Raw genomic sequence first — 22,426 nt, 5'->3', positions numbered from 1 at the left:
TTGCCAGTACAGGCTTGCGATTCTAGGATTCGCATCATGAAATTGCTCGCCTGTGTCCCCTTCGCGATCGGTCTTGCCATCCCGTGCGCGGCGAATGCCGCCCTGCCCCCGGACGTGCAGGCGATTGTCGACGCGGCGCTGGCGACCGGCGACCCGAAGAAGGTCGAGACCGTGCTGGATCTGGTAGAACAGACCAATCCGGACGATGCCGAAGAGGTCCAGGCGATCCGCAAGACGTTCCTGGACGATCGCAAGAAGCTGGCCGAAGCCGAGGCCGCCCGCAAGGAAGAGGAAATCCGGTCCGCCGGCATTTTCGAGAACTGGAAGGGCGAGGGCGAAATCGGCGCTTTCCGCGCGACGGGCAACTCTGAGAATACCGGTCTCTCGGTCGCGCTCAATCTCAAGCGGCAGGGGATCGACTGGACGCACCAGATCCGGGCCCGCGCCGATTACCAGGAAAGCAACGACGTCACCACGCGCGAGCAGTACTTCGCCGCTTACGAACCGCGCTACCAGATCAACGAACGCCTGTTCGGGTTCGGCCTAGCCCAGTTCGACCGTAACACGTTCCAGGGCTTCGACGCTCGCTACGCCTTGTCGGGCGGTCTCGGATACAAAGTGATCGACGGCGACAATTTGACGCTCTCCGTAAAGGCCGGCCCGGCCTATCGGCGGACGGAACTCGTCACCGGCGTAGTCGAGGACGAGCTGGCGGCACTGGTCGGCACGGATTTCGACTGGCAGATTGCCGACTGGCTCACGCTGACGCAGGACAGCAACGTGGTCGCCGACTCCCGCGGCAGCGCGACCGTCATCATCGACGGATCGAGCACCACGCTGAACCTGATCACGGCACTGCGTGCGAAGGTCACCGACCGGCTGAGCACGCGGCTTGCATACCAGATCGATTACGACAGCAGCCCCGCGGCGGGTGCCGAGACGACCGACACGCTGTCCCGCTTCACGCTCGTTTACGGCTTCTGATGGATTCAGACCGGCCACGGTTCGCCTTTTCCATCGCGGCGACCGACGGAAAGGCCCGGACGGGCGAAATCGCCATGCGGCGGGGCTCGATCCGTACGCCGGCCTTCATGCCGGTCGGCACGGCCGCGACCGTCAAGGCAATGAAGCCTGAGACCGTTCGCGCGATCGGCGCCGACATCATCCTCGGCAACACCTATCACCTGATGCTTCGACCGGGTGCCGAGCGCATGGCGCGCCTCGGCGGGCTCCACCAGTTCATGAACTGGCAGCGTCCCATCCTGACCGACAGCGGCGGGTACCAGGTCATGAGCCTGTCGGACCTGCGCAAGCTGACCGAGACAGGCGTCGAATTTCGCAGCCATATCGACGGGTCCAAGCACATGCTGACTCCCGAGCGGTCCATGGAAATCCAGCGGCTGCTTGGCAGCGACATCGTCATGGCCTTCGACGAATGTCCGCGGGCCGACCGCCCCTTCGCGGAGATCGAGGCGAGCATGGAGCTATCCATGCGCTGGGCGAAGCGCAGTCGCGATGCTTTCGATGCGGGCGGGGACCACGCGCAAGGCGCGGCCCTCTTTGGCATCCAGCAGGGCGCGCTCGACGAAGGGCTTCGTGCGCGATCCGCGGACGCGCTTCGGGAAATCGGTTTCGATGGCTACGCCGTGGGCGGATTGGCGGTCGGGGAAGGGCAGGAGGCGATGTTCGCCACGCTAGACTTCGCGCCCGGGCAGTTGCCGCAGGATGCGCCGCGATACCTGATGGGCGTGGGCAAGCCGGACGATCTCGTCGGCGCCGTCGAGCGCGGGATCGACATGTTCGACTGCGTGCTGCCCACACGGTCGGGACGCAATGGCCAAGCATTCACTTGGTCGGGGCCGATCAACTTGCGTAACGCGCGCTTCGCCGAGGATACGGGTCCGCTCGATCCGGAATGCAGTTGCGCCGTCTGCGGGACCTATGGCCGCGCCTACCTGCACCATCTCGTAAAGTCGCAGGAGATCCTCGGCGCCATGCTGGTGACCGAGCACAACCTCGCCTTCTACCAGCAACTGATGCAGGCGATGCGCGACGCGATTGCCGGAGGCCGTTTCGCCGCCTTCGCCGCGGATTTCCGCAGGAACTACGTCACTGTGTCAGGTACCGCAAACTCCTAGTCACCCCCGTAGATCGTTCCGCTTTCAGCACGATTTCCGCCACTACGCCTGCTGTTTTCATGCTGCTCACGGTTTTGCCGTTCGATCTCTTCCCACTCAGCTTCAGTGCGACAAATCTTCTGGGGAATTCGGCTGTTGACCAAACGTTCTGTGCGGCATCGAATCTTCTGCTTATCCGAGCTCGATACTTCCTCTTTCTCGCGGGTCTTTTCGGTCTTTTCAATAGCCTCCTGAGAGTCGCCATCCTGCGTCGAGGCAGAAGCTACGAGAAGAAAAGAGAATGCAACCGACAACAGCATTTGTCGTCCTTTATAGGAGGAATTGATATGGTCTGATACCATGCGAGCCATTCGCGAGCAAGAAACGCGAATAGATTGGCAGGCAACGAAAAAGGGCGGCCCTGCGGGACCGCCCTTCGAATCGTATCTGCCGACCGATCAGCGCGAGTAGAACTCGACGACCAGGTTCGGTTCCATGGTCACCGGATAGGGCACCTCGTCCAGCTTCGGAATGCGGGTGAGAGTGACCTTGTCGTCGCCGTCGGGCGCGACGTAGTCCGGGATTTCACGCTCGGGCAGGCTCTGCGCTTCGATGACCAGCGCCATTTCCTTGGCCTTGTCGCCCAGCGAGATCACGTCGTCCACGAAGCAGCGACGGCTCGCAATGTTGCACTTCACGCCGTTGACGCGAATGTGGCCATGGCTGACGAGCTGGCGCGCGGCGAAGATCGTCGGCGCGAACTTGGCGCGATAGACGATCATGTCGAGGCGCTGTTCGAGCAGGCCGATCAGGTTCTGGCCGGTGTCGCCCTTCATGCGGCTCGCTTCGGTGTAGGTCGCCTTGAACTGCTTCTCGGTGACGTCGCCGTAATAGCCCTTGAGCTTCTGCTTGGCGCGCAGCTGCAGTCCGAAGTCGCTGGTCTTGCCCTTGCGGCGCTGGCCGTGCTGGCCGGGACCGTAGGAACGCTTGTTGACCGGGGAATTGGGACGACCCCAGATGTTTTCGCCCATCCGGCGGTCGAGCTTGTGCTTGGCGCGTGTGCGCTTCGTCATGGGTATTCTCCAAATTTGCGTGGACCGCACCTGTTGCGGCCATCCAACCCGGCATCGCCCGCACGACCTTTGCGTCCTGCGCGGCCACCGCTTCACCGGGATGCGGGGCCAATTCGCGAAGCGCGCGCTTTAGCAGCGCGGCGCCAATCGTCAAGTCGGGAGATAGGCGCTCGACACGGGCTGGCAAGCGGGGCAGGGCGCTTGGCATGACCGACGATTACAAGCTGCCCGACGCGTGCGAAACGATGGAAGACGTGCGCCAGGGCGTCGATGCGACTGACCGTGAACTGGTAGACCTTCTCGACCGGCGTTTCAGATACATGCGGGCCGCCGCGCGCATCAAGACCGAGCGCGAACAGGTCCGGGACGAAGCGCGCAAGGCAAGCGTGATCGCGGCCGTCGTGGCCGATGCGGGATCGAGGAATTTGCCTGCCGGGGAAATCGGCACGATCTGGGATAGCCTCGTCGAAGCTTCGATCGCCTACGAAATGGTCGAGTGGGACCGGCTGCGCCGCTGATCACTCCGCCGGAACGGCGTAGAGCAGTTCCTGGTCGCCGATGTCCGCAAGGCCGCCCGCGGCATCGTTCCTGGTGGCCAGAACGTCGTAATGCACGCCGCGTCCGTATTTGCGCGACGTTTCGAAACCGGCATCGGCCAGCATGGCCGCGACCGCGCCGGCATCGGCCCAGCGCTCGTCCATCTCGTAGAACATGGCGAGGATGTTCGATCGGTGCGAGGAGCGGAGCAATTGCTGCAGCACGACAGGTTCGTGCCCTTCGACATCGATCTTCGCGAATATGGGCAGGTCAGACGGCAGGTATTCGTCCAGCGTACGCATGGTGATCAGCCGCACCGTTTCGCTGTGCCGGCAGTCGCGGACATCGCTGAGATGCGAGCCCAGCGTCGCCATCCCGCTATGCGCGTCGCGCAAGGTGATCTGGCATTCGCCGTCGCGATCCGACAGGGCGGCCCGTATCCGGCTCGCTTTCGGGTCGAGGTCGTTCAGCGTCAGGTTTGCTGCGAGCTTGTCATGGGTGCGCTGCACCGGCTCGAGCGCAACGATGGACCTGCAATGGGGGTTTTTGCCCGCGACGAGCGAAAACAGGCCCTGATTGGCGCCGATGTCCAGAAAGCAGAACGGCCGGTCTATCGATGCGAGGAGATCGCTCAGGTACCGCCCGTACGTGCCGTAGTGGCAATAGGCGAAGGTCTTGTCGGACCAGTCCGGCCACATGGTGACGCCGTACCGGTTCCGGGCCGGCGTAAGGCCGCCTATCCTGCCGCGCAGGAGCCGCATTGAGCGCGCCCGCGCCACCCTGAGATGGCGCATGAGGAGGAAATCGGCTTTCGTCAGCCAAGGGTTATGCACCGGCCACGGCTGTGGGTGGCCCATAATCGCACCCGATTGAGTCATTCGAACTGATCCCGTCTGTCCGAGCCACGATCCAATGTGCTCAGGACGCCGCGTAATGTCCGTATTTCGAGATGATTCCAAGCCGGTTTGGTAAGAACCGTGCGCAGCGTGCGACGGGTTGCTGCCGCCCGTGCTTCGGGAAGGAAGTACCCGCGCGGTTCGAGGAGCTTTTCGAAATGCGCGATCAGGCCTTCCAGATCGGCCTGGGGTGCCGGAGGAAGGATTTCCTCCACGGTCGGCATAGCAAGGTCGCGGTGGCGCGACCATTCGTAGGCGCACAGGATCACTGCTTGCGCGAGATTGAGCGAACTGAAGTGCGGGTTCACGGGAACGGTCAGGATCGCGCGCGCCAGCGCGACGTCCTCCGTCTCGAGCCCCGACCGCTCGGCCCCGAACAGAATGGCGCTGCGTCCGTCGGCGGCCGCGATCTCCCTTGCCGCCGTTTCGGGCGTGAAGACCGGCTTGGTGACGCCGCGCTTGCGCACGGTCGTCGCATAGACGTGCGCGCAGTCAGCGACCGCTTCGGCCGTGGTATCGAACACCTTTGCCTGGTCGAGCACGATGTCCGCACCGGAAGCGGCGGGGCCGGCATCGGGATTGGGCCAGCCATCGCGCGGGGCGACCAGACGCAGCTCGACCAGCCCGAAATTGAGCATCGCCCGGGCGGCCTTGCCGATATTCTCGCCCAGTTGCGGCCGGACGAGCACGATGATCGGAGCATCAGTCGCCATCTTCGCTCCGGGCCGCTTCCTGTACGGTGCTGGCGAACTCCTCGAAGTCGCGAGCCTCGCTGAAGTCGCGATAGACGCTGGCAAAACGGATATAGGCGACGCTGTCGACCTGCCGCAGCCCGTCCATGACAAGCTCGCCGAGGCGGGAAGACGGCACCTCCGCTTCGCCTGCGGTTTCGACCTGGCGTTGTATGCCCGACACGAGCTGGTCGATCTGTTCCTGTGATACGCCGCGCTTGCGGCAGGCCAGAGAGACGGATTGTTCCAGCTTGCCCCTGTCGAAGGCCTCGCGGCGGCCGGGCTCGCCGTTCACGCCGCTCTTTACGATCATGACCTCGCGCAACTGGACCCGCTCGAAGGTAGTGAACCGGGCACCGCACTTGCCGCACTGCCGACGGCGCCGGATGGAGGCGTTGTCCTCCGCGGGCCTGGAATCCTTTACCTGCGTCTCGTCATGCGCGCAGAACGGACAACGCATGCGCGATCAGCGGCCCGGATAGACGGGGAAGCGCCGGCACAGTTCCGACACGCGCGCACGGACGCTTTCCTCGACCTGCGCGTCACCTTCGGCACCGTTCTTCGAAAGGCCTTCGACCACTTCGGCGATCAGCTTTCCGACCGTCTCGAATTCGGCCGGACCGAAGCCGCGCGTCGTCCCGGCGGGCGTGCCGAGCCGGACGCCGCTGGTCACGAAGGGGCTGCGCGTGTCGAAGGGAATGCCGTTCTTGTTGCAAGTCAGATAAGCGCGATCGAGACCCTTCTCCGCATCCTTTCCGGTCACGTCCTTCGCGCTGAGATCGACCAGCATGGAGTGGTTGTCCGTTCCGCCGGACACGATGCGCAGACCGTTGGCCTCGAGACTGCTCGCTAGCGCGCGGGCATTCTCGACGACGCGGGCTGCGTAGTCCCTGAATTCCGGACGCAGTGCTTCGCGAAAGGCGACTGCCTTGGCGGCGACAATGTGCATCAGCGGACCGCCCTGGAGCCCCGGGAATACCGCCATGTTGAGCGGCTTGCTGAATTCCTCGTCGTTCCAAAGGATCACGCCGGATCGCGGACCGCGCAGCGACTTGTGCGTCGTGCTGGTCACGATATGCGCATGGGGGAAGGGGGAGGGGTGCGCGCCGCCGGCAACGAGGCCGGAAATATGGCTCATGTCGACAAGCAGGTATGCGCCGACCTCGTCGGCGACCCGTCGGAAGGCTTCCCAGTCCCAGACACGCGAATAGGCGGTGCCGCCTGCGATGATGAGCTTGGGCTTGTGTTCCTTCGCGATCGCCATGACCTCGTCCATGTCGATCAGTTCGTCGTCCTGGCGCACGCCATAGGCGACCGGATTGAACCACTTGCCGCTCATATTGACTGGTGATCCGTGCGTGAGGTGTCCGCCGGAATTGAGGTCGAGCCCCATGAAAGTGTCGCCGGGCTGAAGCAGGGCGAGGAACACGGCCTGGTTCATCTGGCTGCCCGAATTGGGCTGCACGTTGGCGAAGTTGCAGCCGAACAGTTCCTTCGCCCGCTCGATCGCCAGAGTCTCGACAACGTCCGCGTAATCGCATCCGCCGTAATAGCGCTTGCCCGGATATCCTTCGGCGTACTTGTTGGTGAAGACGCTCCCGGCGGCTTCCAGCACGGCGCTGCTGGCGATGTTCTCACTCGCGATCAGTTCGATCTTGTCACGTTGCCGATCGAGTTCGCTGCGCACGGCGGCGTGGATCTCGGGATCGGCGTCGGCGAGGCTGTCGTGCCAGAAACGGTCCATCGGATCGCGGGCGGCATCTACGGGCTGGGTGGCCAATTCAAATCTCCGGATTGGAAAGCTTGTCGACCCGCCGCTGGTGGCGGCCGGCGGCGAATTCGGTTTCGAGGAAGGCGTCGACGCAGGCCTTCGCCATATCGACCCCCGTAAGGCGGGCGCCGAGAGCCAAGCAATTCGCGTCGTTGTGTTCGCGCGCCAGCCGTGCGGACAGCGGTTCGGACACGAGCGCGCACCGGACCGCGGGGTTGCGGTTGACCGACATGGAAATGCCGATGCCGGAACCGCACAGGGCGATGCCCCTTTCGGCCGTGCCGTCCGCGACGACCGAGGCCAGCCTGTAGCCGAAATCGGGATAATCGACGCTCTCGGCGATTTCAGGGCCAAGATCCGCGACTTCATGCCCGCCTTCGATCAGCCAGTCGCGCAATTGCGCCTTGAGTTCGATGGCGGCGTGGTCCGAGGCTATGGCGATGCGCATGGCGCGCCTCATACTGCCAACCGTCCCCGCAGGCTAGGGTGCAGAGTACGCACAGGTGCTTCGTTTCCCCGACTACGAACGGGGGAAAGCGGCACCGATCGGAACCTTGACGCTCGATGGAGCGTAGAAATGACGCGGACCGGGCCCCTCTGGCGACAGCCTTGCGCTGTCGTGATGTCGGACGCAACGATCGGGCCCGCGCTGTATTCACTGCCGTGGAGTTCGGTCGGAACATCAATTCGAACGAACGGAAAGGCAGTTGAGCCATGAAAATCAAATCCACTCTCGCAAGCGCCATGGCCATCGGAACGATGGTGCTGGCGGCGCCCGCGATCGCGCAGGATCGTCCGCCTACGGCCGAAGAACGCGCCGCGATCGAAATGGCGCTGAAGGACGCAGGCTTCGTATCCTGGGAGGAAATCGAACTCGACGATGACGGTCCGTACTGGGACATCGACGATGCGCGCACCGCCGACGGCCTGCGCTACGACCTCAAGCTCGCACCGGATACGCTCGAGATAATCGAGCGCGATCTGGAAGACTGATTGCGATTGGGGGAGCGTCGTTCCGGCGACCGCTCCCCCAATCACCGCACAAGTCAGGAGCGCTTGCCTAGAAGCGTCCGCGAAGCCGCGTCCTTGATCTGCGAGAGGCGATACGGCTTCATGATAGTGGGTACATGGGCGAATTCCGCTGGATGCTCCGCATCGCCATAGCCCGTCGCGAAAAGGAACGGGACACCCTCGTCGACAAGTCTCGAAGCGAACGGGTAGCTCTTCGTTCCGTGAAGATTGACGTCGAGAACGGCGAAATCGAAGGTCTGTTTTTCCAGCGATGCAAAGGCACCGTCGACCGAACCTGCGACGGCCACCTTTGCATTCTCGGCCATCAGAAGATCCTCCAGGTCGAACGCGATGATCGGCTCGTCTTCTAGGATGAGGATTCGTTTCCCTTCGAACATCACACGTTCGCCCTTATCCGGCAACGAAGGCCATCGCGATGGAATTCCAGTTCCACATTGTCGTTCGTCCCGGCCAGCCCGCGCTGGATGAGACGCGATCCGAACCCGGTGGTCTCGGGTTCCGATACGGGAGGACCGCCTGATTCCTTCCATTTGAAATTCAACACGCGCGCATCCCCTTCTGTCGCGACGGTCCAATCAATAGCGACATGACCATCGTTCCCGGACAGCGCCCCGTATTTCAGCGCGTTGGTACACAATTCGTGTATCACCATCGACAAGGTCACCGCAGCCTGCGGTTGCAGCACCACGGCAGGGCCGCTGACAGTGTAGCGTCCCTCGTCGTCGCCCGCGGTCGCTTTCAACGAGCCGCACACGATTTGCTTTAGGTCCGCCGATTCCCAGTTCTGCTCGGTTAAGAGGGTATGGGCGCTGGCAAGCGCAGCCAGGCGATCGGTGAACACGTTGAGCGCCGGGTCCGCACGCCCCCTTCGGAACGATTGCTGGGCAAGACCCTGAACCACGGCAAGGGTGTTCTTCACCCGATGGTTCAATTCGTTGATCAGGATGCGCTGGTGCTCTTCGGCCACGACTTCTTCGCTGACGTCGTAGCCCTGGATGTAGATACCTTCAAATCCCTCGCGCCCATGAATGGGCTGGAAAATGAATTCCAAGTGCCGGGCCTTGAGATCGGCATCATCGGCAGACCCCAGCATTACGAGCTGTCGCTTGCCGATATACGGGTCCCCGCTTTCGAGTACCTGATCGAGGACATCAACAAACCCTTGGTCGATGACTTCCGGCAACGCCTCGGCCACGGTCCTTCCGACCAGCTCGCGATGGCCGATTAGCTGCCGATAGGCAGCATTCGCCATGACGAACCGATGTTCCTTACCGCTCAGAACGGCGACGAAGCCGGGTGCCTGCTCAAGGAGCAGCCTGACCCGCTCGAGCTCCTGCGACGCCCCGCGATATCTGCGTTCGACCGCTTCGGCCCGGCGCGCGATGCCGGCCGCATCCCGGCCTCGCTTGCTCGTCTCCATGCCGGTGATCTGGACAGTGTGCTGCAGCACATGGGTCACTGCGCCACCCTGATCCTTGATCGGCGTGTGGGTCGCGCTCCAGACATGCGTGTCGAAGCCCCCTGACGAGTTGGGAATGTCATACCGGATATGGGCAAGTTCGTCCGGCTCGCCGGTTTCGAGAACGCGATTGAGGGACGATTCCAGCTGGTCATGGCTCTCGCCGGTGCTCGGAAAAGCATCGAACATCTGCCGACCACCGATATCGGACCATTCTCGACCCGTAACCGTCAGATAGGCCTTGTTCGCCCACACAAGTACGAGTTCGGCATCCAGCAGAACGTAGGGGTTCGGCGAGTGATCGAGAACCTCCTTGAAATCAACATTCATTACCTGATGCCCCGAGCCTGCCGTTCCGGCACAACTGTCCCTGACAGACGTCCTGTTCTGTTTTTCAAGCCCCAATAACGTGCGGTAGCGAAGCCGGTTCCGTCTATCATTTCATGGGATGGTTCGGAATGGGCCATACGTCCATCGGAAATGGGAGCGCTAACCCCAACGAGAGCGATCTTACTACGTTGTCATCGGCGCGAAAAACTCGACATGAACCGAATGCGCGTGGCCCTTGCGAAGAATTAATCTTTTACAGGTAACGCTCGGAGACGTGACCGAGACCGCAACCAGTGTCGAAAGCCTTCTGACTGCAGCCCATGCCCGCATGGAGCCGCTCCAGAACGCATCCGTGGACCGCATCCTGCGTGCGGTACGTGAACATCTCGGGACGGAAATCGCGTTCGTCTCACGATATCTCGAAGGCGGGATGAAGGAACTGACGCATGTCGATTCCGATCTGGACCTGCCGATGGGGCCCGGCTTCGTCGATCCGCGCGAGAACAGCTATTGCTGGCATATCGCGGAAGGGAGGCTGCCCGAACTTATCCAGGACCCCGCCGATCATCCCTTCACGGCGACGATGGCGATTACCGAATTCCTGCCGGTCGGCTGCCACCTGAACACACCGCTGCGACTGTCCGACGGGACGATCTACGGCAGTTTCTGCTGCCTGAGCCGAACACCCGACCGCTCCATGACCGAGCGGGATCTGGGCGTGTTGCGGGCCTTTGCCGCACTCGCGGTCGAGCAGATCGAATTGACGCTGGAAACAGATCAGCGCGCCGTCATCGTGCGCGAGGCGATCGATGCCGTCATCGCGGCGAGCGCGGTTACGATCCTCCAACAGCCGATCCACTCCCTTGCCACGGGCCATCCGGTGGGTGCCGAATGCCTGTCCCGCTTCCCCGACGCCGCCGAACGCGGCCCGGACTGCTGGTTCGATGAGGCAGCGGAAGTCGGTCTGGGCGTCGAACTCGAGATGCTGGCCTTCAGGTCCGCTCTCGCAACGGCCCGGCATGTGCCCTCCGACTGCTACCTTTCGATCAACGCGTCGCCCGACGCGATCCTTTCAGGTGAAGTCCTGAGGGCGATCGATGCCATTCCGGGGCGGAACATCGTGGTCGAAGTGACCGAACACCAGGCGATCCCCGATTTCGTGGAGATGAAAGCGGCACTCGACAAGCTGCGCGGCCATGCCCGCATCGCGATCGACGATGTCGGGGCCGGCTATGCCGGGATGCGCCACCTCGTCGATCTGGAACCGGACCTGCTGAAACTCGACATGAGCCTCGCGCGCGATGTCCACAAGGATCGCGCCCGGCGGGCGCTGGTTTCTGCCATGGTGGCTTTCGCCGGATCCATCGGCGCCAAGCTGGTGGCCGAAGGCGTCGAATGTGCCGAGGAAGCGGCAGTCCTTGCCGAACTGGGCGTCGATTACGCGCAAGGGTATCACTTCGCCCGGCCGATGCCGGTGGTTGCAGTCACCCAGCACCTGATGCGGGTTGCTACCGAGCCGGACCAGGAACGTATCGTAAGGGCCGCTCGCAAAGAAGAACGCCGCCGCGCCTAAAGCGCGACGGCGTTCTCCAGAAACAGGTCTGCCTTACTGGTCGAGGAAGCTGCGCATCTTCCGGCTGCGGCTCGGATGCTTCAGCTTGCGAAGCGCCTTGGCCTCGATTTGACGGATACGTTCTCTCGTCACCGAGAACTGCTGGCCGACTTCTTCGAGCGTGTGATCGGTATTCATGCCGATGCCAAAGCGCATGCGCAACACGCGTTCTTCGCGCGGGGTCAGGCTGGCAAGGACACGCGTGACGGTTTCCTTGAGGTTCGCCTGGATCGCGGCATCCACCGGAATGATCGCGTTCTTGTCCTCGATGAAATCGCCAAGATGCGAATCTTCCTCGTCACCGATCGGCGTTTCGAGGGAGATCGGCTCCTTGGCGATCTTCATCACCTTGCGGACCTTTTCGAGCGGCATGGAAAGGCGCTCAGCCATTTCTTCCGGAGTCGGTTCGCGACCCTGCTCGTGCAGGAACTGGCGTGACGTGCGCACCAGCTTGTTGATCGTCTCGATCATGTGGACCGGGATGCGGATGGTGCGCGCCTGGTCCGCGATGGAGCGGGTGATCGCCTGCCGGATCCACCAGGTGGCGTAGGTGCTGAACTTGTAACCGCGGCGGTACTCGAACTTGTCGACCGCCTTCATCAGGCCGATGTTCCCTTCCTGGATCAGGTCGAGGAACTGCAGCCCGCGATTGGTGTATTTCTTGGCGATCGAGATCACGAGACGCAGGTTCGCCTCGACCATCTCCTTCTTGGCGATGCGTGCTTCGCGCTCGCCCTTCTGGACCATGTTCACGATCCTGCGGAACTCGGGCAGGCTCATGCCGGTCTGGCTGGCGATGTCCGCAATCTCGGTCCGGATCCGATCGAGGGCATCGGCTTCCTTCTCGGCGAAGGCCTTCCACTTCTTGTCCTTGACCGCGCGCTGCTCGAGCCAGTTCTCGTCCAGCTCGTTGCCGATATAGGCGTCGAGGAAGTCGGCGCGCTTCACCTTGTGACGCTCCGCCAGTCGCAGCATTTGGCCCCCAAGCGCGGTCAGACGGCGATTGAAGGCGTACAGGTTATCGACCAGGAACTCGATCTTGGTCGCGTGGAACTGCATGCTTTCCACCTCGGTGGTCAGTTCCTCACCGAGCTTTTCGTATTTCGATTCCTTGGCCTTGGGCAGCTGTTCGCCGCGCGCCATGGTCTCGACACGCTCTGCCTGCAGCTTCTCGAACTTCTTGAACAGGTCGGTGATCCGCGCGAACCGTTCCAGCGCCTCGGGCTTCAGCGCGGCTTCCATCTGGGCGAGGGACATGGTGTTGTCCTCGTCGTCGTCATCGTCGGCCTTCTTGCTTTCGCCGTCCTCGTCCTCGTCGTCTTCGGAGGACTCTTCCTCGACCTCGTCGTCGTCGCGGATCGAGGGGCCAGCGGAATCCTCGGTGATCTCGCCGTCGTCGTCCTCGTTTTCCTCCTCCATCTTGTCGACCGGAGGTTCCTTGGAAAGCATCGCGTCGAGATCGAGGATCTCGCGCAGCTGCATTTCCTCGGCATTCAGCGCTTCGGACCAGTGGATGATGGCGTGGAAGGTGATCGGCGACTGGCACAGGCCGATGATCATCGTGTCCCGGCCGGCCTCGATACGCTTCGCGATAGCGATCTCGCCTTCGCGACTCAGCAGTTCCACCGCGCCCATTTCGCGCAGGTACATGCGGACCGGATCATCGGTCCGCTCGCCGGTCGCCAGCTTCTTCGTCGCGGTTGCCTTGGAATCCTTCTTGGCGTCCTTCTTGTCGGCGCCGGCGATTTCCTCGACCTCGTTTTCCTTTTCGGCCTCGGCTTCCGCCTCTTCGTCGTTCTCGACGATGTTGACGCCCATCTCGCTGATCGCGGACATCACGTCCTCGATCTGCTCGCTGTTCATCTGGTCCTGGGGAAGGGCCTCATTCAGCTCGTCATAAGTGACGTAGCCCTTCTTCTTCGCCTTCGAGATCAGTTTCTTGACGTTCGCTTCGTTGAGATCGATCAGCGGCGCGTCTTCTGTCTCGGACTTGTTCTTGGTCGCCATAAAGGTCGTTAACCCGTCGTTTCGTCATGCGTCGCCGGGGCGCCGCGTGTTGAACCATCAATCGGAGCCGCCGGGGCGGACCGTTCGCTTGCCATCCGTCCTATCCGCCCGTCGAATTCGCGCTTGCGACGCAACAATCGCTGCTGTTCCGCAAACGCGCCCTCGGGATCGGTTTCGAACCGCGCCGTGGCCGCGGCGAGCGCGGCATCGAGCGCAGGTCTCTCGACCAGCAGGGACACGGCTTCGGCCAGTGCATCACGCGCGCTTTGCGGATCTGTGCCTTCGCGTAGGAAGGCGAAACGGGTTTCATCCGGCGGCGCGACGAGACCGTCTGGCAGCAATATGGGCGATTCGCCATCCCGTTCAAGCGACTCGGTGTTTTCCATGAGGAAATCTATCGCAGGTGCGGCTTTCGGGTCGATCTGTGCGAGCCGTGCGAGAGCATGGTGGTGCCGGTCGACGAGGGCAGGGTGACGGGCGAGGCCGGCGATGGTGGCTGCGAACAACGCATCGCGCGACGCGGTGCGGTCGCGGCGCGCGACTTGGGGCCTTCCGGCAGAAGCGTCCCGGTTGTTCCCGAACCTGCGACCGTCTCCGCCGCCCTTCCATTCCTTCCGCGGAAAGGCGAAGGCGGAGAACCGGTCCAGCAGTTCCCGGCGGTAAAGGGCGCGGATGTCCTGATCCGCGATGGTGTCGACATGGGCGAGAAGCCGGGCCTTCAGGCCCGCCTTGTCCTCCGGCGAGCGCAGCGGAACCGCATCGCGTTCCGTGCGCCATAGGGTGTCCAGCAGGCTCTCGCTGTCGTCGAGCAATGCTGCCATGGCCGCCTTGCCCCGGTCGCGGACGAGATCGTCGGGGTCCAGACCTTCGGGCAAGCGTACGAAACGCAGCGAATGCGAAGGCCGCAGGAGGGGCAGGGCGCGTTCGACTGCTTTCATCGCCGCACGCTGACCGGCGGCGTCGCCGTCGAAACACAGGACGGGCGTCTCGACGTGTCGCCAGAGAAGCTCGATCTGCAGTTCCGTCAGCGCAGTCCCCATCGGCGCAACGGCCTCCGCGATCCCCGCCTGCGCGAGTGCGATGACGTCCATATACCCTTCGACGATGATGATCCGGCCGGACTGGCGCGAAGCGGGGGCAGCGCGATGCAGGTTGTAAAGCGTCCGCCCCTTGTCGAAGAGCTGGGTGTCCGGCGAATTCAGGTATTTCGGCGCGCCTTCGCGCTTTTCCAGGATGCGCCCCCCGAAGCCGATGACGCGGCCCCGCTGGTCCTGGATCGGAAGCATCAACCGGTCGCGGAAGCGGTCGTACGGCGCCTTCCCCTCTACCTCGACCCGTAAGCCCGCGTCGACCAGCATCCGTTCGTCGAAGCCTTTGAGCGCGTCCTTGAGAGCCTGCTTCGTCTCCGGCGCGTAACCGAAGCCGAATTCACGGGACATGGCCGCCGTAATTCCCCGGCTTTCGAGATATGCGCGCGCCTTCTCACCGGCGGGTGACTGCATTGTCTCGACGAACCATTGCTGCGCCGCGGTCGTGACATCGACCAGGCTTGCCCGCTTTTCCGCTTGCCGGGCCGCGCGCGGATCGGGGGCGGGGACTTCCATGCCCGCTTCCGATGCAAGCTCCTTCACCGCGTCCATGAACGGCAGTCCGCGCTGGTCGGTCATCCAGCGGATGACGTCCCCGTGCGCCTGGCACCCGAAGCAGTGGTAGAAGCCCTTCTGGTCGTTGACGTAGAAGCTGGGTGTCTTTTCGTCGTGGAACGGGCAACAGGCCTTCCATTCACGTCCCGCGCGCTGGAGCTTGGTCGTACGCATCACCACGCTCGAAAGCGTGATCCGCGCGCGCAGTTCGTCCAGCCATTGGGGTGAAAGGGCCATGGCGCTCGAAATGCACCCGGCCTGCCGCTGAGGCAAGCCGGATGGGGTAGATTACCGTGCTGCGGGTATCGAGCGTTCGCAGGCGTTGGTGGCGTTCTCCGCGTTTGAGCCGCCGGCGGGATAGGGCCCGGGTCCGGTCGCTTCCGTACGGTTCGCCTCGAGGATGTAGGCAGGGGCAGGGCCGCCCGGGGGAACCGTGGAACGCCAGTAGAACGTGATCGGTTCGGACTGTTCCCACTGGTCGCCGCCATCGCCGGAATTCACCGTCCACGTAATGCCGCCATCGACGCAATTGATGACGACCTGCGCGGCCGGTCCGGCGGCGGCGCGGACTTCCGCATTGGAATAACCGACTTCGCCCGTGAAACCGATGGCGGGGCGCATCAGCTTGAACGCGTTGGCCTGCTCTATCGTGGAGGTTTCGCTGGCATCCGCGATGCCGTTTTCGGGATTGTTGTCGTGCCCGGGATAGACCACGTGCACATAGGTATAGACCGTGTCCTCGGGCGCTTCGCTCGGGTCGCACACATCCATGCTCGTCGGGCACGCGACGTAGGAGCGGATCTCGCCGAAATTGCCCTGCGCATTGGCGAATATTCCGGTCGGCTCGGTGCCCTGCGGGCCTTCGATCATGGCGCCGATCTGCAGGTTCTCGAAATCGCCGGCTTCCAATGCGTCGGCGAGGGCTTCCGCTTCGCCGTCGGTGGTCGCGACTTCCAGGTCGGTGTCGTCCGTGGCGGACGGATCGACCGGCTCGCCGCACGCGGCAAGCGCGAACAGGCTGACGGCTGCGGCGAGGGAAACGGTCTTCATTGCAGGGACTCCTTCACGAGGGCGCTGGCTTTCGTCATGTCGAGGGAAGCGCCATGGCGGCTCTTAAGTTCCGCCATTACCTTGCCCATATCCTTAACGGATTCGGCGCCGACATCCTGCTTGATCGCCTCGATCGCGGCGCGCGTCTCGTTCTCGTCCATCTGTTTGGGCAGGAACTCCTCGATAACCGCGAGTTCCGCGCGTTCCTGCGCCGCCAGCTCCTCGCGTCCGCCATCGACATACATGGTTATCGATTCGCGCCGCTGCTTGGCCATTTTCTGCAGGACTTCCGTGACCAGCGCTTCGTCGTCGATCTCCTTGGTCGAGGTGCGCAGTTCGATGTCCCGGTCCTTGATCTTGGCACCGATCAGCCGGAGCGCGGCGGTACGGTCCTTGTCCTTGGCCTTCATCGCGGCGACTGTTTCTGACTTGATGGTTTCGCGAAGCGGCATCGTGCAATTCTTTCCTGTGGATGGATCGGCGGTATCGCGACCCCCTAGCGCAAGACAATGGCCCGCGACAACTTGACGGGGGCGGTCCCTGTCCGTAGCGAACGAGACTTAGCAAGCATCGCCGGTTTTTCTTCACACGGAGCGCCACCCTATGGCTTCTGCCGCCACTATCCCTGCGCAACCCAAAGGTGCGACGGGTTGCCTCGTTCTGGCCGATGGAACGGTCATCTGGGGCAAGGGATTCGGGGCCACCGGCTATGCGGTCGGGGAAGTCTGCTTCAACACCTCCATGACCGGCTATCAGGAGATCATGACCGATCCCAGCTACGCCGCGCAGATCGTCACCTTCACCTTCCCCCATATCGGCAATGTCGGTGCCAACATGGAAGACGTGGAAAGCAAGGTGGAAAGCGCTGTCGGCTGCGTGGTGCGCGAAGCGGTCACGCCGGCGAGCAACTTTCGCAGCACATCCGAATTCGCTGAATGGATGAAGGCGGCGGGCAAGATCGGCATTTCGGGCGTGGACACCCGCGCGCTGACGCGCCGCATCCGCGAGGCGGGCGCACCCAACGCGATGATCGCGCACGAACCCAATGCCGGTTTCGACATTCCCGAGCTTCAGAAGCGGGCAGCCGAATGGGCCGGGCTGGAAGGCATGGATCTGGCCGGGCGCGTCAGTCGTGAAAACCAGGAAGACTGGGGCGGCGGGTACTGGCAGCTGGGTCAGGGATATTCGCGCGCCGCGTGGAAAAACGATGGCGGCGCCGACAAGCCGCATGTCGTCGCCATCGACTACGGCTCGAAGGACAACATCTTTCGCAATCTGGTGAAGGCCGGTGCGCGCGTGACGGTGGTGCCCGCCAGGACTTCGGTCGAGGACATCATGGCGCTCAAGCCCGACGGGGTGTTCCTGTCGAACGGCCCCGGCGATCCGGCGGCCACGGGCACCTATGCCGTGCCGGTCATCAAGGCGCTGCTGGACAAGGATGTGCCGCTTTTCGGCATCTGCCTCGGCCACCAAATGCTCGCCATCGCCGCGGGCGCGAAGACGATGAAGATGCACCAGGGCCACCGCGGCGCCAACCACCCGGTCCAGCGCGTCGGGGAAGGGTGGGGAGACACGACCGAACTGGTCGAGATAACCAGCATGAACCACGGCTTCGCGGTCGACGGAGACAGCCTGCCCGACGGCGTGGAGCAGACCCACGTTTCCTTGTTCGACGGCACCAATTGCGGGATCGCGATCACCGGCAAGAAGGCTTTCGGAGTGCAGTACCACCCGGAAGCAAGCCCGGGGCCGCAGGACAGCTTCTACCTGTTCGAGAAGTTCGTGGGGATGTTGGGGTGACCTATCAGGTCTCCATTTTTCCAAAAGTATTCTTTGGATTTGTTGCCGCTGCCATCCTTATCACTTTCTTAGGTTTCGCGCTGTGGGACATAGCCGATAGAATTTCTCAAGATCGCAATCAGAAAAAATTGATCGCGGATATCGACTCCGCAATGAATCATTGTGGGAAAGTCAGTGGCGTCCGTTTGGAATGGCTTAAATCGAATAGCTTGAATTCATTCGATGCGTCAGCTGAACTCTTGTTTGCGAGAACGACGGAAGAAGAGGCTTTTATCGTTTGCGTGTCCAACGAAATCCCTCATTTGTTCTCGGGGGCACGACTACATGAAGCGTGCGAAGATCCAGAAGCAAGAAGCGCACTGTATCGTTCAATTTCGGGACAGATCTTCAACCCATCGCAACTCGACTATGATTTCGCCGTGATTGATTGCTTGGACTCATCGGCAGAAGAAAGACCTTTAGCTAATGCCCAAACGCACTGATATCTCCTCGATTCTCGTCATCGGCGCCGGTCCGATCATCATCGGCCAGGCCTGCGAGTTCGACTATTCTGGCACGCAGGCTATCAAGGCTTTGCGGGAGGAAGGGTACCGGGTCATCCTAGTCAACTCCAACCCTGCCACGATCATGACCGATCCGGACATGGCGGACGCGACCTATATCGAGCCGATCACGCCGGAAATCGTCGCGAAGATCATCGCGAAGGAGAAGCCGGACGCGCTGCTCCCCACCATGGGTGGCCAGACAGCGCTGAACTGCGCGCTGGCGCTGTTCGAGGACGGCACGCTGGAAAAGCACGGCGTCCAGATGATCGGCGCCAATGCAGACGCGATCGACAAGGCGGAGAACCGCCAGCGCTTTCGCGAGGCGATGGACAAGATCGGCCTGGAAAGTGCGCGCAGCGGCGTCGCGAACACGGTCGAGGAAGCGCATGCGGTGCTGGAGCGGACCGGGCTTCCGGTCATCATCCGCCCGAGCTTTACCTTGGGCGGCACTGGCGGCGGCATCGCCTACAACAAGGCGGAATTCGAGCAGATTGTGCGCGAGGGCCTGGACGCATCGCCCACCACCGAAGTCCTGATCGAGGAATCGCTCCTCGGCTGGAAGGAATTCGAGATGGAGGTCGTGCGCGACCGCAAGGACAATTGCATCATCATCTGCTCGATTGAGAACGTCGATCCGATGGGCGTCCATACCGGCGATTCCATCACTGTCGCGCCGGCGCTGACGCTGACGGACAAGGAATACCAGATCATGCGCAGCGCCAGCATCGCGGTGCTGCGCGAGATCGGCGTGGAAACGGGCGGATCGAACGTTCAGTTCGCAGTCAATCCCGCGGACGGCAGGTTGATCGTGATCGAGATGAACCCGCGCGTCTCGCGCTCGTCAGCGCTGGCATCGAAGGCAACCGGTTTTCCGATCGCCCGCGTCGCTGCCAAACTCGCGGTTGGCTACACGCTCGACGAGATCACCAACGAGATCACCGGCGCGACCCCGGCCAGTTTCGAACCGACCATCGACTATGTCGTGACCAAGATCCCGCGCTTCGCATTCGAGAAGTTCAAGGGCACCGAAGCGAAGCTTTCCACGGCCATGAAATCGGTCGGCGAGGTCATGGCGATCGGCCGCAACTTCGCGGAAAGCATGCAGAAAGCCCTGCGGGGCCTCGAGACGGATCTCGACGGTTTCAATCGGGTCACCGAACTCGAAGGCGTGAACCGCGACCTGCTGACCGCCTCGCTCAGCCAGCGCACGCCCGACCGCCTGCTGAAAGTCGCGCAGGCATTCCGCGAAGGCCTGACGGTCCAGGAAATCCAGTCCATCACTGGGTACGATCCTTGGTTCCTCCGCCAGATCGAAGCGATCATCTACGAAGAAGCGATGATTGGCCACAACGGCCTGCCGCACGACGCAGCCGAAATCCGCCGCCTGAAATCGATGGGCTTTTCCGACAAGCGCCTTGCGACCTTGGCCGTCCGCTCGGTCGGCGTGGCGGGAGGCCTTGCGGAAACGCAGGCGAAGCGTTCGGGTCTGCTGCACGATGCCCTCCAGGCGATGGCGGGAGCCACCAGCGAACAGGAAGTACGCGATCTGCGCCGCAAGCTCGGTGTCCATCCGGTGTTCAAGCGGATCGACAGCTGCGCCGCCGAGTTCGAGGCGATCACACCGTACATGTACTCGACCTACGAAGCGCCGACCTTCGGCGAACCGGAGGACGAGGCGCAGCCTTCCGATCGTCGCAAGATCGTGATCCTCGGGGGCGGACCTAACCGGATCGGGCAGGGCATCGAATTCGACTACTGCTGCGTTCATGCCTGCTTCGCACTCGCCGAAGCCGGGTTCGAAACGATCATGGTCAACTGCAATCCGGAGACGGTCAGCACGGACTACGACACGTCCGATCGCCTTTACTTCGAGCCGCTCACGGCCGAGGATGTGCTGGAAATCCTGCGCGTCGAGCAGGAGGCCGGCGAGCTCGTCGGCGTCATCGTCCAGTTCGGCGGGCAGACGCCCCTGAAGCTGGCGCAGGCGCTCGAAGATGCGGGCATTCCGATCCTCGGGACCAGTCCCGATGCCATCGACCTCGCGGAAGACCGCGAACGGTTCGCCCGGCTTGTCAACAAACTGAAGCTGCAGCAGCCCGAGAACGGCATTGCCACTTCGCGTGACGAGGCGGCCGCCGTTGCCGCGCGGATCGGCTATCCGGTGCTGATCCGCCCGTCCTACGTGCTGGGCGGCCGCGCGATGGAAATCGTCGATTCAGAAGCGCAACTGAACGATTACATCGAGAACGCCGTCAACGTTTCCGGCGCAAGCCCCGTGCTTATCGACCAGTACCTGCGCGATGCGGTTGAATGCGATGTCGATGCGCTATGCGATGGCGAGGAAGTGCGCATCGCAGGGGTCATGCAGCATATCGAGGAAGCCGGTGTTCATTCGGGTGACAGCGCCTGCACGATCCCGCCCTATTCGCTGGCGCCGGAAACCGTTGCGGAAATGGAGAACCAAGCCGCGGCGCTGGCGCACGCGCTGGGCGTGCGGGGCCTCATGAACGTGCAGTTTGCCGTGAAGGACGGCGAAATCTATCTTATCGAGGTCAACCCGCGAGCGAGCCGGACCGTCCCCTTCGTAGCGAAGGCGATCGGCCAACCGGTGGCCAAGATCGCCGCCCGTGTGATGGCGGGCGAGCCCCTGAGCAATTTCCCGCCTTTCCGGCGCGAGCTCGACCATATGGCGGTCAAGGAAGCCGTGTTCCCCTTCAACCGCTTCCCGGGCTCGGATCCCGTGCTGACGCCGGAAATGCGATCGACCGGCGAAGTCATGGGCATCGACACCGATTTCGACCGGGCTTTCGTCAAGTCGCAGCTCGGTGCCGGGGTAAAGCTTCCGCGGCAGGGGACAGCCTTCGTTTCGGTAAAGGAGAGCGACAAGCCGATCATCCTCGCGGCGGTGCGCCAGCTGGTGGAGCAGGGCTTCCGTATCGTGGCGACCGGCGGCACCCAGACGTATCTTTCGGAACGCGGTCTGCCGGTCGAACGGATCAACAAGGTGGCCGAAGGCCAGCCCCATATCGTCGACCGCATGATCGACCGGGAAATCGATCTCGTTTTCAACACGACGGAAGGCTGGCAAAGCCTGGTCGACAGCAAATCGATCCGGGCGACGGCGCTGGAAATGAAGATTCCCTATTACACGACCGCGGCGGCCTCGCTCGCAGCGGCCGACGCCATTGCGACCGTCGATGCCGCTGAACTTGCAGTCAGGCCACTGCAGGACTATTATAGCTGAGAAGAATACCGAGAGACTCTCCCGACATTTCGGCCTCGCCCTCCGCTCCCGACGCAGCGGACGGTTCCGAATTGCCGACGGAGAGGTCCCAGAGAGACGAGGTTCGAATGGAAAAAGTCCCGATGCTGGCCGAGGGGTACGAGCAGCTTACCCGTGACTTGAAGGCCCTGCGCGAAGAACGCCCGAAGATCGTCGATGCAATCGAGGAAGCGCGTGCGCATGGCGACCTGTCTGAAAACGCCGAGTACCACGCCGCGAAGGAGCGGCAGGGTCAGGTGGAAGCGCAGATCGCGGAGATCGAGGACAAGGTCAGCCGGGCCCAGATCATCGATCCGGCCACGCTGTCCGGCGACAAGATCATCTTCGGCGCCACGGTCCATCTTCTCGACGAGGACGACCAGCCCGTGATCTACCAGATCGTCGGGCAGACCGAAGCGGACGCGAAGAAGGGACGCATTTCCTACAGCTCCCCGCTCGCCCGCGCGCTCATCGGCAAGAAGGTCGAGGACGAGGTGGAGGTCACCGTTCCTTCCGGCGACAAGTTCTACCTCGTCAACAAGATCGAATTCGTCTGAGCTG

At 62.6% G+C, this 22,426-nt stretch carries 22 protein-coding genes; 9 read left to right on the top strand and 13 right to left on the bottom strand.

The annotated features are described in order from the left end of the window. Positions 1 to 36 precede the first annotated feature (36 nt). Together AB1K63_RS03920 and tgt are read left to right on the top strand one after the other, a co-directional pair. On the top strand, positions 37 to 984 hold the full coding sequence (locus tag AB1K63_RS03920) for a DUF481 domain-containing protein (RefSeq protein WP_366958639.1): 948 nt from the start codon (positions 37 to 39) through the stop codon (positions 982 to 984). Further along, entirely contained in the window at positions 984 to 2,138 is a 1,155-nt protein-coding gene (gene tgt, locus AB1K63_RS03915) for a tRNA guanosine(34) transglycosylase Tgt (protein WP_366958638.1), read from the top strand. Before AB1K63_RS03920 ends, tgt begins: the two co-directional genes overlap by 1 nt. On the opposite strand, the gene AB1K63_RS03910 is transcribed toward tgt, so the two are convergent. Together AB1K63_RS03910 and rpsD are read right to left on the bottom strand one after the other, a co-directional pair. Continuing rightward, positions 2,135 to 2,437: a hypothetical protein gene (locus AB1K63_RS03910; protein WP_366958637.1), complete on the bottom strand. Its 303-nt coding sequence runs from the start codon at positions 2,435 to 2,437 to the stop codon at positions 2,135 to 2,137. The genes tgt and AB1K63_RS03910 overlap by 4 nt on opposite strands. A gap of 138 nt (positions 2,438 to 2,575) precedes the next feature. Continuing rightward, on the bottom strand, positions 2,576 to 3,190 hold the full coding sequence (gene rpsD, locus AB1K63_RS03905) for a 30S ribosomal protein S4 (RefSeq protein WP_366958636.1): 615 nt from the start codon (positions 3,188 to 3,190) through the stop codon (positions 2,576 to 2,578). Positions 3,191 to 3,396: 206 nt separating this feature from the next. On the opposite strand from rpsD, the gene AB1K63_RS03900 reads away from it, so the two are divergent. Further along, on the top strand, positions 3,397 to 3,708 hold the full coding sequence (locus tag AB1K63_RS03900) for a chorismate mutase (protein WP_366958635.1): 312 nt from the start codon (positions 3,397 to 3,399) through the stop codon (positions 3,706 to 3,708). On the opposite strand, the gene AB1K63_RS03895 is transcribed toward AB1K63_RS03900, so the two are convergent. The 5 genes from AB1K63_RS03895 to rpiB all read right to left on the bottom strand — a co-directional run bounded on the left by AB1K63_RS03895 (position 3,709) and on the right by rpiB (position 7,573). Further along, entirely contained in the window at positions 3,709 to 4,521 is an 813-nt protein-coding gene (locus AB1K63_RS03895; protein WP_366958634.1) for an FkbM family methyltransferase, read from the bottom strand. Positions 4,522 to 4,601: 80 nt separating this feature from the next. Further along, the gene (locus AB1K63_RS03890) at positions 4,602 to 5,336 is read right to left on the bottom strand and encodes an RNA methyltransferase (RefSeq protein WP_366958633.1); all 735 of its coding nucleotides are present in this window, start codon (positions 5,334 to 5,336) and stop codon (positions 4,602 to 4,604) included. Then, positions 5,326 to 5,814, bottom strand: a complete 489-nt coding sequence (gene nrdR, locus AB1K63_RS03885) for a transcriptional regulator NrdR (protein WP_366958632.1) — start codon at positions 5,812 to 5,814, stop codon at positions 5,326 to 5,328. The genes AB1K63_RS03890 and nrdR overlap by 11 nt, the downstream gene beginning before the upstream one ends. 6 nt (positions 5,815 to 5,820) lie before the next feature. Beyond that, on the bottom strand, positions 5,821 to 7,098 hold the full coding sequence (glyA, locus tag AB1K63_RS03880; RefSeq protein WP_366960639.1) for a serine hydroxymethyltransferase: 1,278 nt from the start codon (positions 7,096 to 7,098) through the stop codon (positions 5,821 to 5,823). A 37-nt stretch (positions 7,099 to 7,135) separates the two neighbouring features. Continuing rightward, positions 7,136 to 7,573, bottom strand: coding sequence for a ribose 5-phosphate isomerase B (gene rpiB / locus AB1K63_RS03875; protein WP_366958631.1), 438 nt, complete (start codon positions 7,571 to 7,573; stop codon positions 7,136 to 7,138). 266 nt (positions 7,574 to 7,839) lie between these two features. On the opposite strand from rpiB, the gene AB1K63_RS03870 reads away from it, so the two are divergent. Then, positions 7,840 to 8,118 carry a PepSY domain-containing protein gene (locus AB1K63_RS03870; protein ID WP_366958630.1) on the top strand — a complete coding sequence of 93 codons (279 nt, stop codon included), beginning with the start codon at positions 7,840 to 7,842 and terminating at the stop codon, positions 8,116 to 8,118. Positions 8,119 to 8,171: 53 nt separating this feature from the next. Here the strand turns inward: AB1K63_RS03870 and AB1K63_RS03865 are convergent, their stop codons facing one another. Both AB1K63_RS03865 and AB1K63_RS03860 read right to left on the bottom strand, forming a co-directional pair. Then, positions 8,172 to 8,534: a response regulator gene (locus AB1K63_RS03865; protein ID WP_366958629.1), complete on the bottom strand. Its 363-nt coding sequence runs from the start codon at positions 8,532 to 8,534 to the stop codon at positions 8,172 to 8,174. Then, positions 8,534 to 9,946 carry an HWE histidine kinase domain-containing protein gene (locus tag AB1K63_RS03860; protein ID WP_366958628.1) on the bottom strand — a complete coding sequence of 471 codons (1,413 nt, stop codon included), beginning with the start codon at positions 9,944 to 9,946 and terminating at the stop codon, positions 8,534 to 8,536. The genes AB1K63_RS03865 and AB1K63_RS03860 overlap by 1 nt, the downstream gene beginning before the upstream one ends. Positions 9,947 to 10,220: 274 nt before the next feature. Here AB1K63_RS03860 and AB1K63_RS03855 point away from each other — a divergent pair, with 274 nt between their 5' ends. Further along, a complete protein-coding gene (locus AB1K63_RS03855) occupies positions 10,221 to 11,519 on the top strand; it encodes an EAL domain-containing protein (RefSeq protein ID WP_366958627.1) in 1,299 nt (432 codons plus the stop codon). A 33-nt stretch (positions 11,520 to 11,552) separates the two neighbouring features. Here AB1K63_RS03855 and rpoD read toward each other — a convergent pair whose 3' ends face one another. The 4 genes from rpoD to AB1K63_RS03835 are packed head-to-tail and all read right to left on the bottom strand — an operon-like array spanning position 11,553 to position 16,710. Beyond that, positions 11,553 to 13,565, bottom strand: coding sequence for an RNA polymerase sigma factor RpoD (gene rpoD, locus AB1K63_RS03850; RefSeq protein WP_366958626.1), 2,013 nt, complete (start codon positions 13,563 to 13,565; stop codon positions 11,553 to 11,555). An 8-nt stretch (positions 13,566 to 13,573) separates the two neighbouring features. Continuing rightward, the gene (gene dnaG, locus AB1K63_RS03845; protein WP_366958625.1) at positions 13,574 to 15,445 is read right to left on the bottom strand and encodes a DNA primase; all 1,872 of its coding nucleotides are present in this window, start codon (positions 15,443 to 15,445) and stop codon (positions 13,574 to 13,576) included. Positions 15,446 to 15,496: 51 nt separating this feature from the next. Then, on the bottom strand, positions 15,497 to 16,258 hold the full coding sequence (locus tag AB1K63_RS03840; protein ID WP_366958624.1) for a hypothetical protein: 762 nt from the start codon (positions 16,256 to 16,258) through the stop codon (positions 15,497 to 15,499). Then, entirely contained in the window at positions 16,255 to 16,710 is a 456-nt protein-coding gene (locus AB1K63_RS03835) for a GatB/YqeY domain-containing protein (protein ID WP_366958622.1), read from the bottom strand. Before AB1K63_RS03835 ends, AB1K63_RS03840 begins: the two co-directional genes overlap by 4 nt. Before the next feature lie 151 nt (positions 16,711 to 16,861). Here AB1K63_RS03835 and carA point away from each other — a divergent pair, with 151 nt between their 5' ends. The 4 genes from carA (at position 16,862) to greA (ending at position 22,422) form a co-directional block, all read left to right on the top strand. After that, a complete protein-coding gene (gene carA, locus AB1K63_RS03830) occupies positions 16,862 to 18,058 on the top strand; it encodes a glutamine-hydrolyzing carbamoyl-phosphate synthase small subunit (protein WP_366958621.1) in 1,197 nt (398 codons plus the stop codon). Further along, a complete protein-coding gene (locus tag AB1K63_RS03825; protein WP_366958620.1) occupies positions 18,055 to 18,540 on the top strand; it encodes a hypothetical protein in 486 nt (161 codons plus the stop codon). Before carA ends, AB1K63_RS03825 begins: the two co-directional genes overlap by 4 nt. Beyond that, positions 18,524 to 21,847, top strand: coding sequence for a carbamoyl-phosphate synthase large subunit (gene carB / locus AB1K63_RS03820; protein WP_366958619.1), 3,324 nt, complete (start codon positions 18,524 to 18,526; stop codon positions 21,845 to 21,847). The genes AB1K63_RS03825 and carB overlap by 17 nt, the downstream gene beginning before the upstream one ends. A 107-nt stretch (positions 21,848 to 21,954) precedes the next feature. Next, positions 21,955 to 22,422 (top strand): transcription elongation factor GreA, encoded by a 468-nt coding sequence (gene greA / locus AB1K63_RS03815; protein ID WP_366958618.1) that lies wholly within the window; start codon positions 21,955 to 21,957, stop codon positions 22,420 to 22,422. Positions 22,423 to 22,426 lie beyond the last annotated feature (4 nt).

Origin of the sequence: Qipengyuania sp. JC766 (genome assembly GCF_040717445.1) — a bacterium.
Lineage (GTDB): Bacteria > Pseudomonadota > Alphaproteobacteria > Sphingomonadales > Sphingomonadaceae > JC766.
This window is presented reverse-complemented; position numbering and strand designations above follow the sequence as displayed.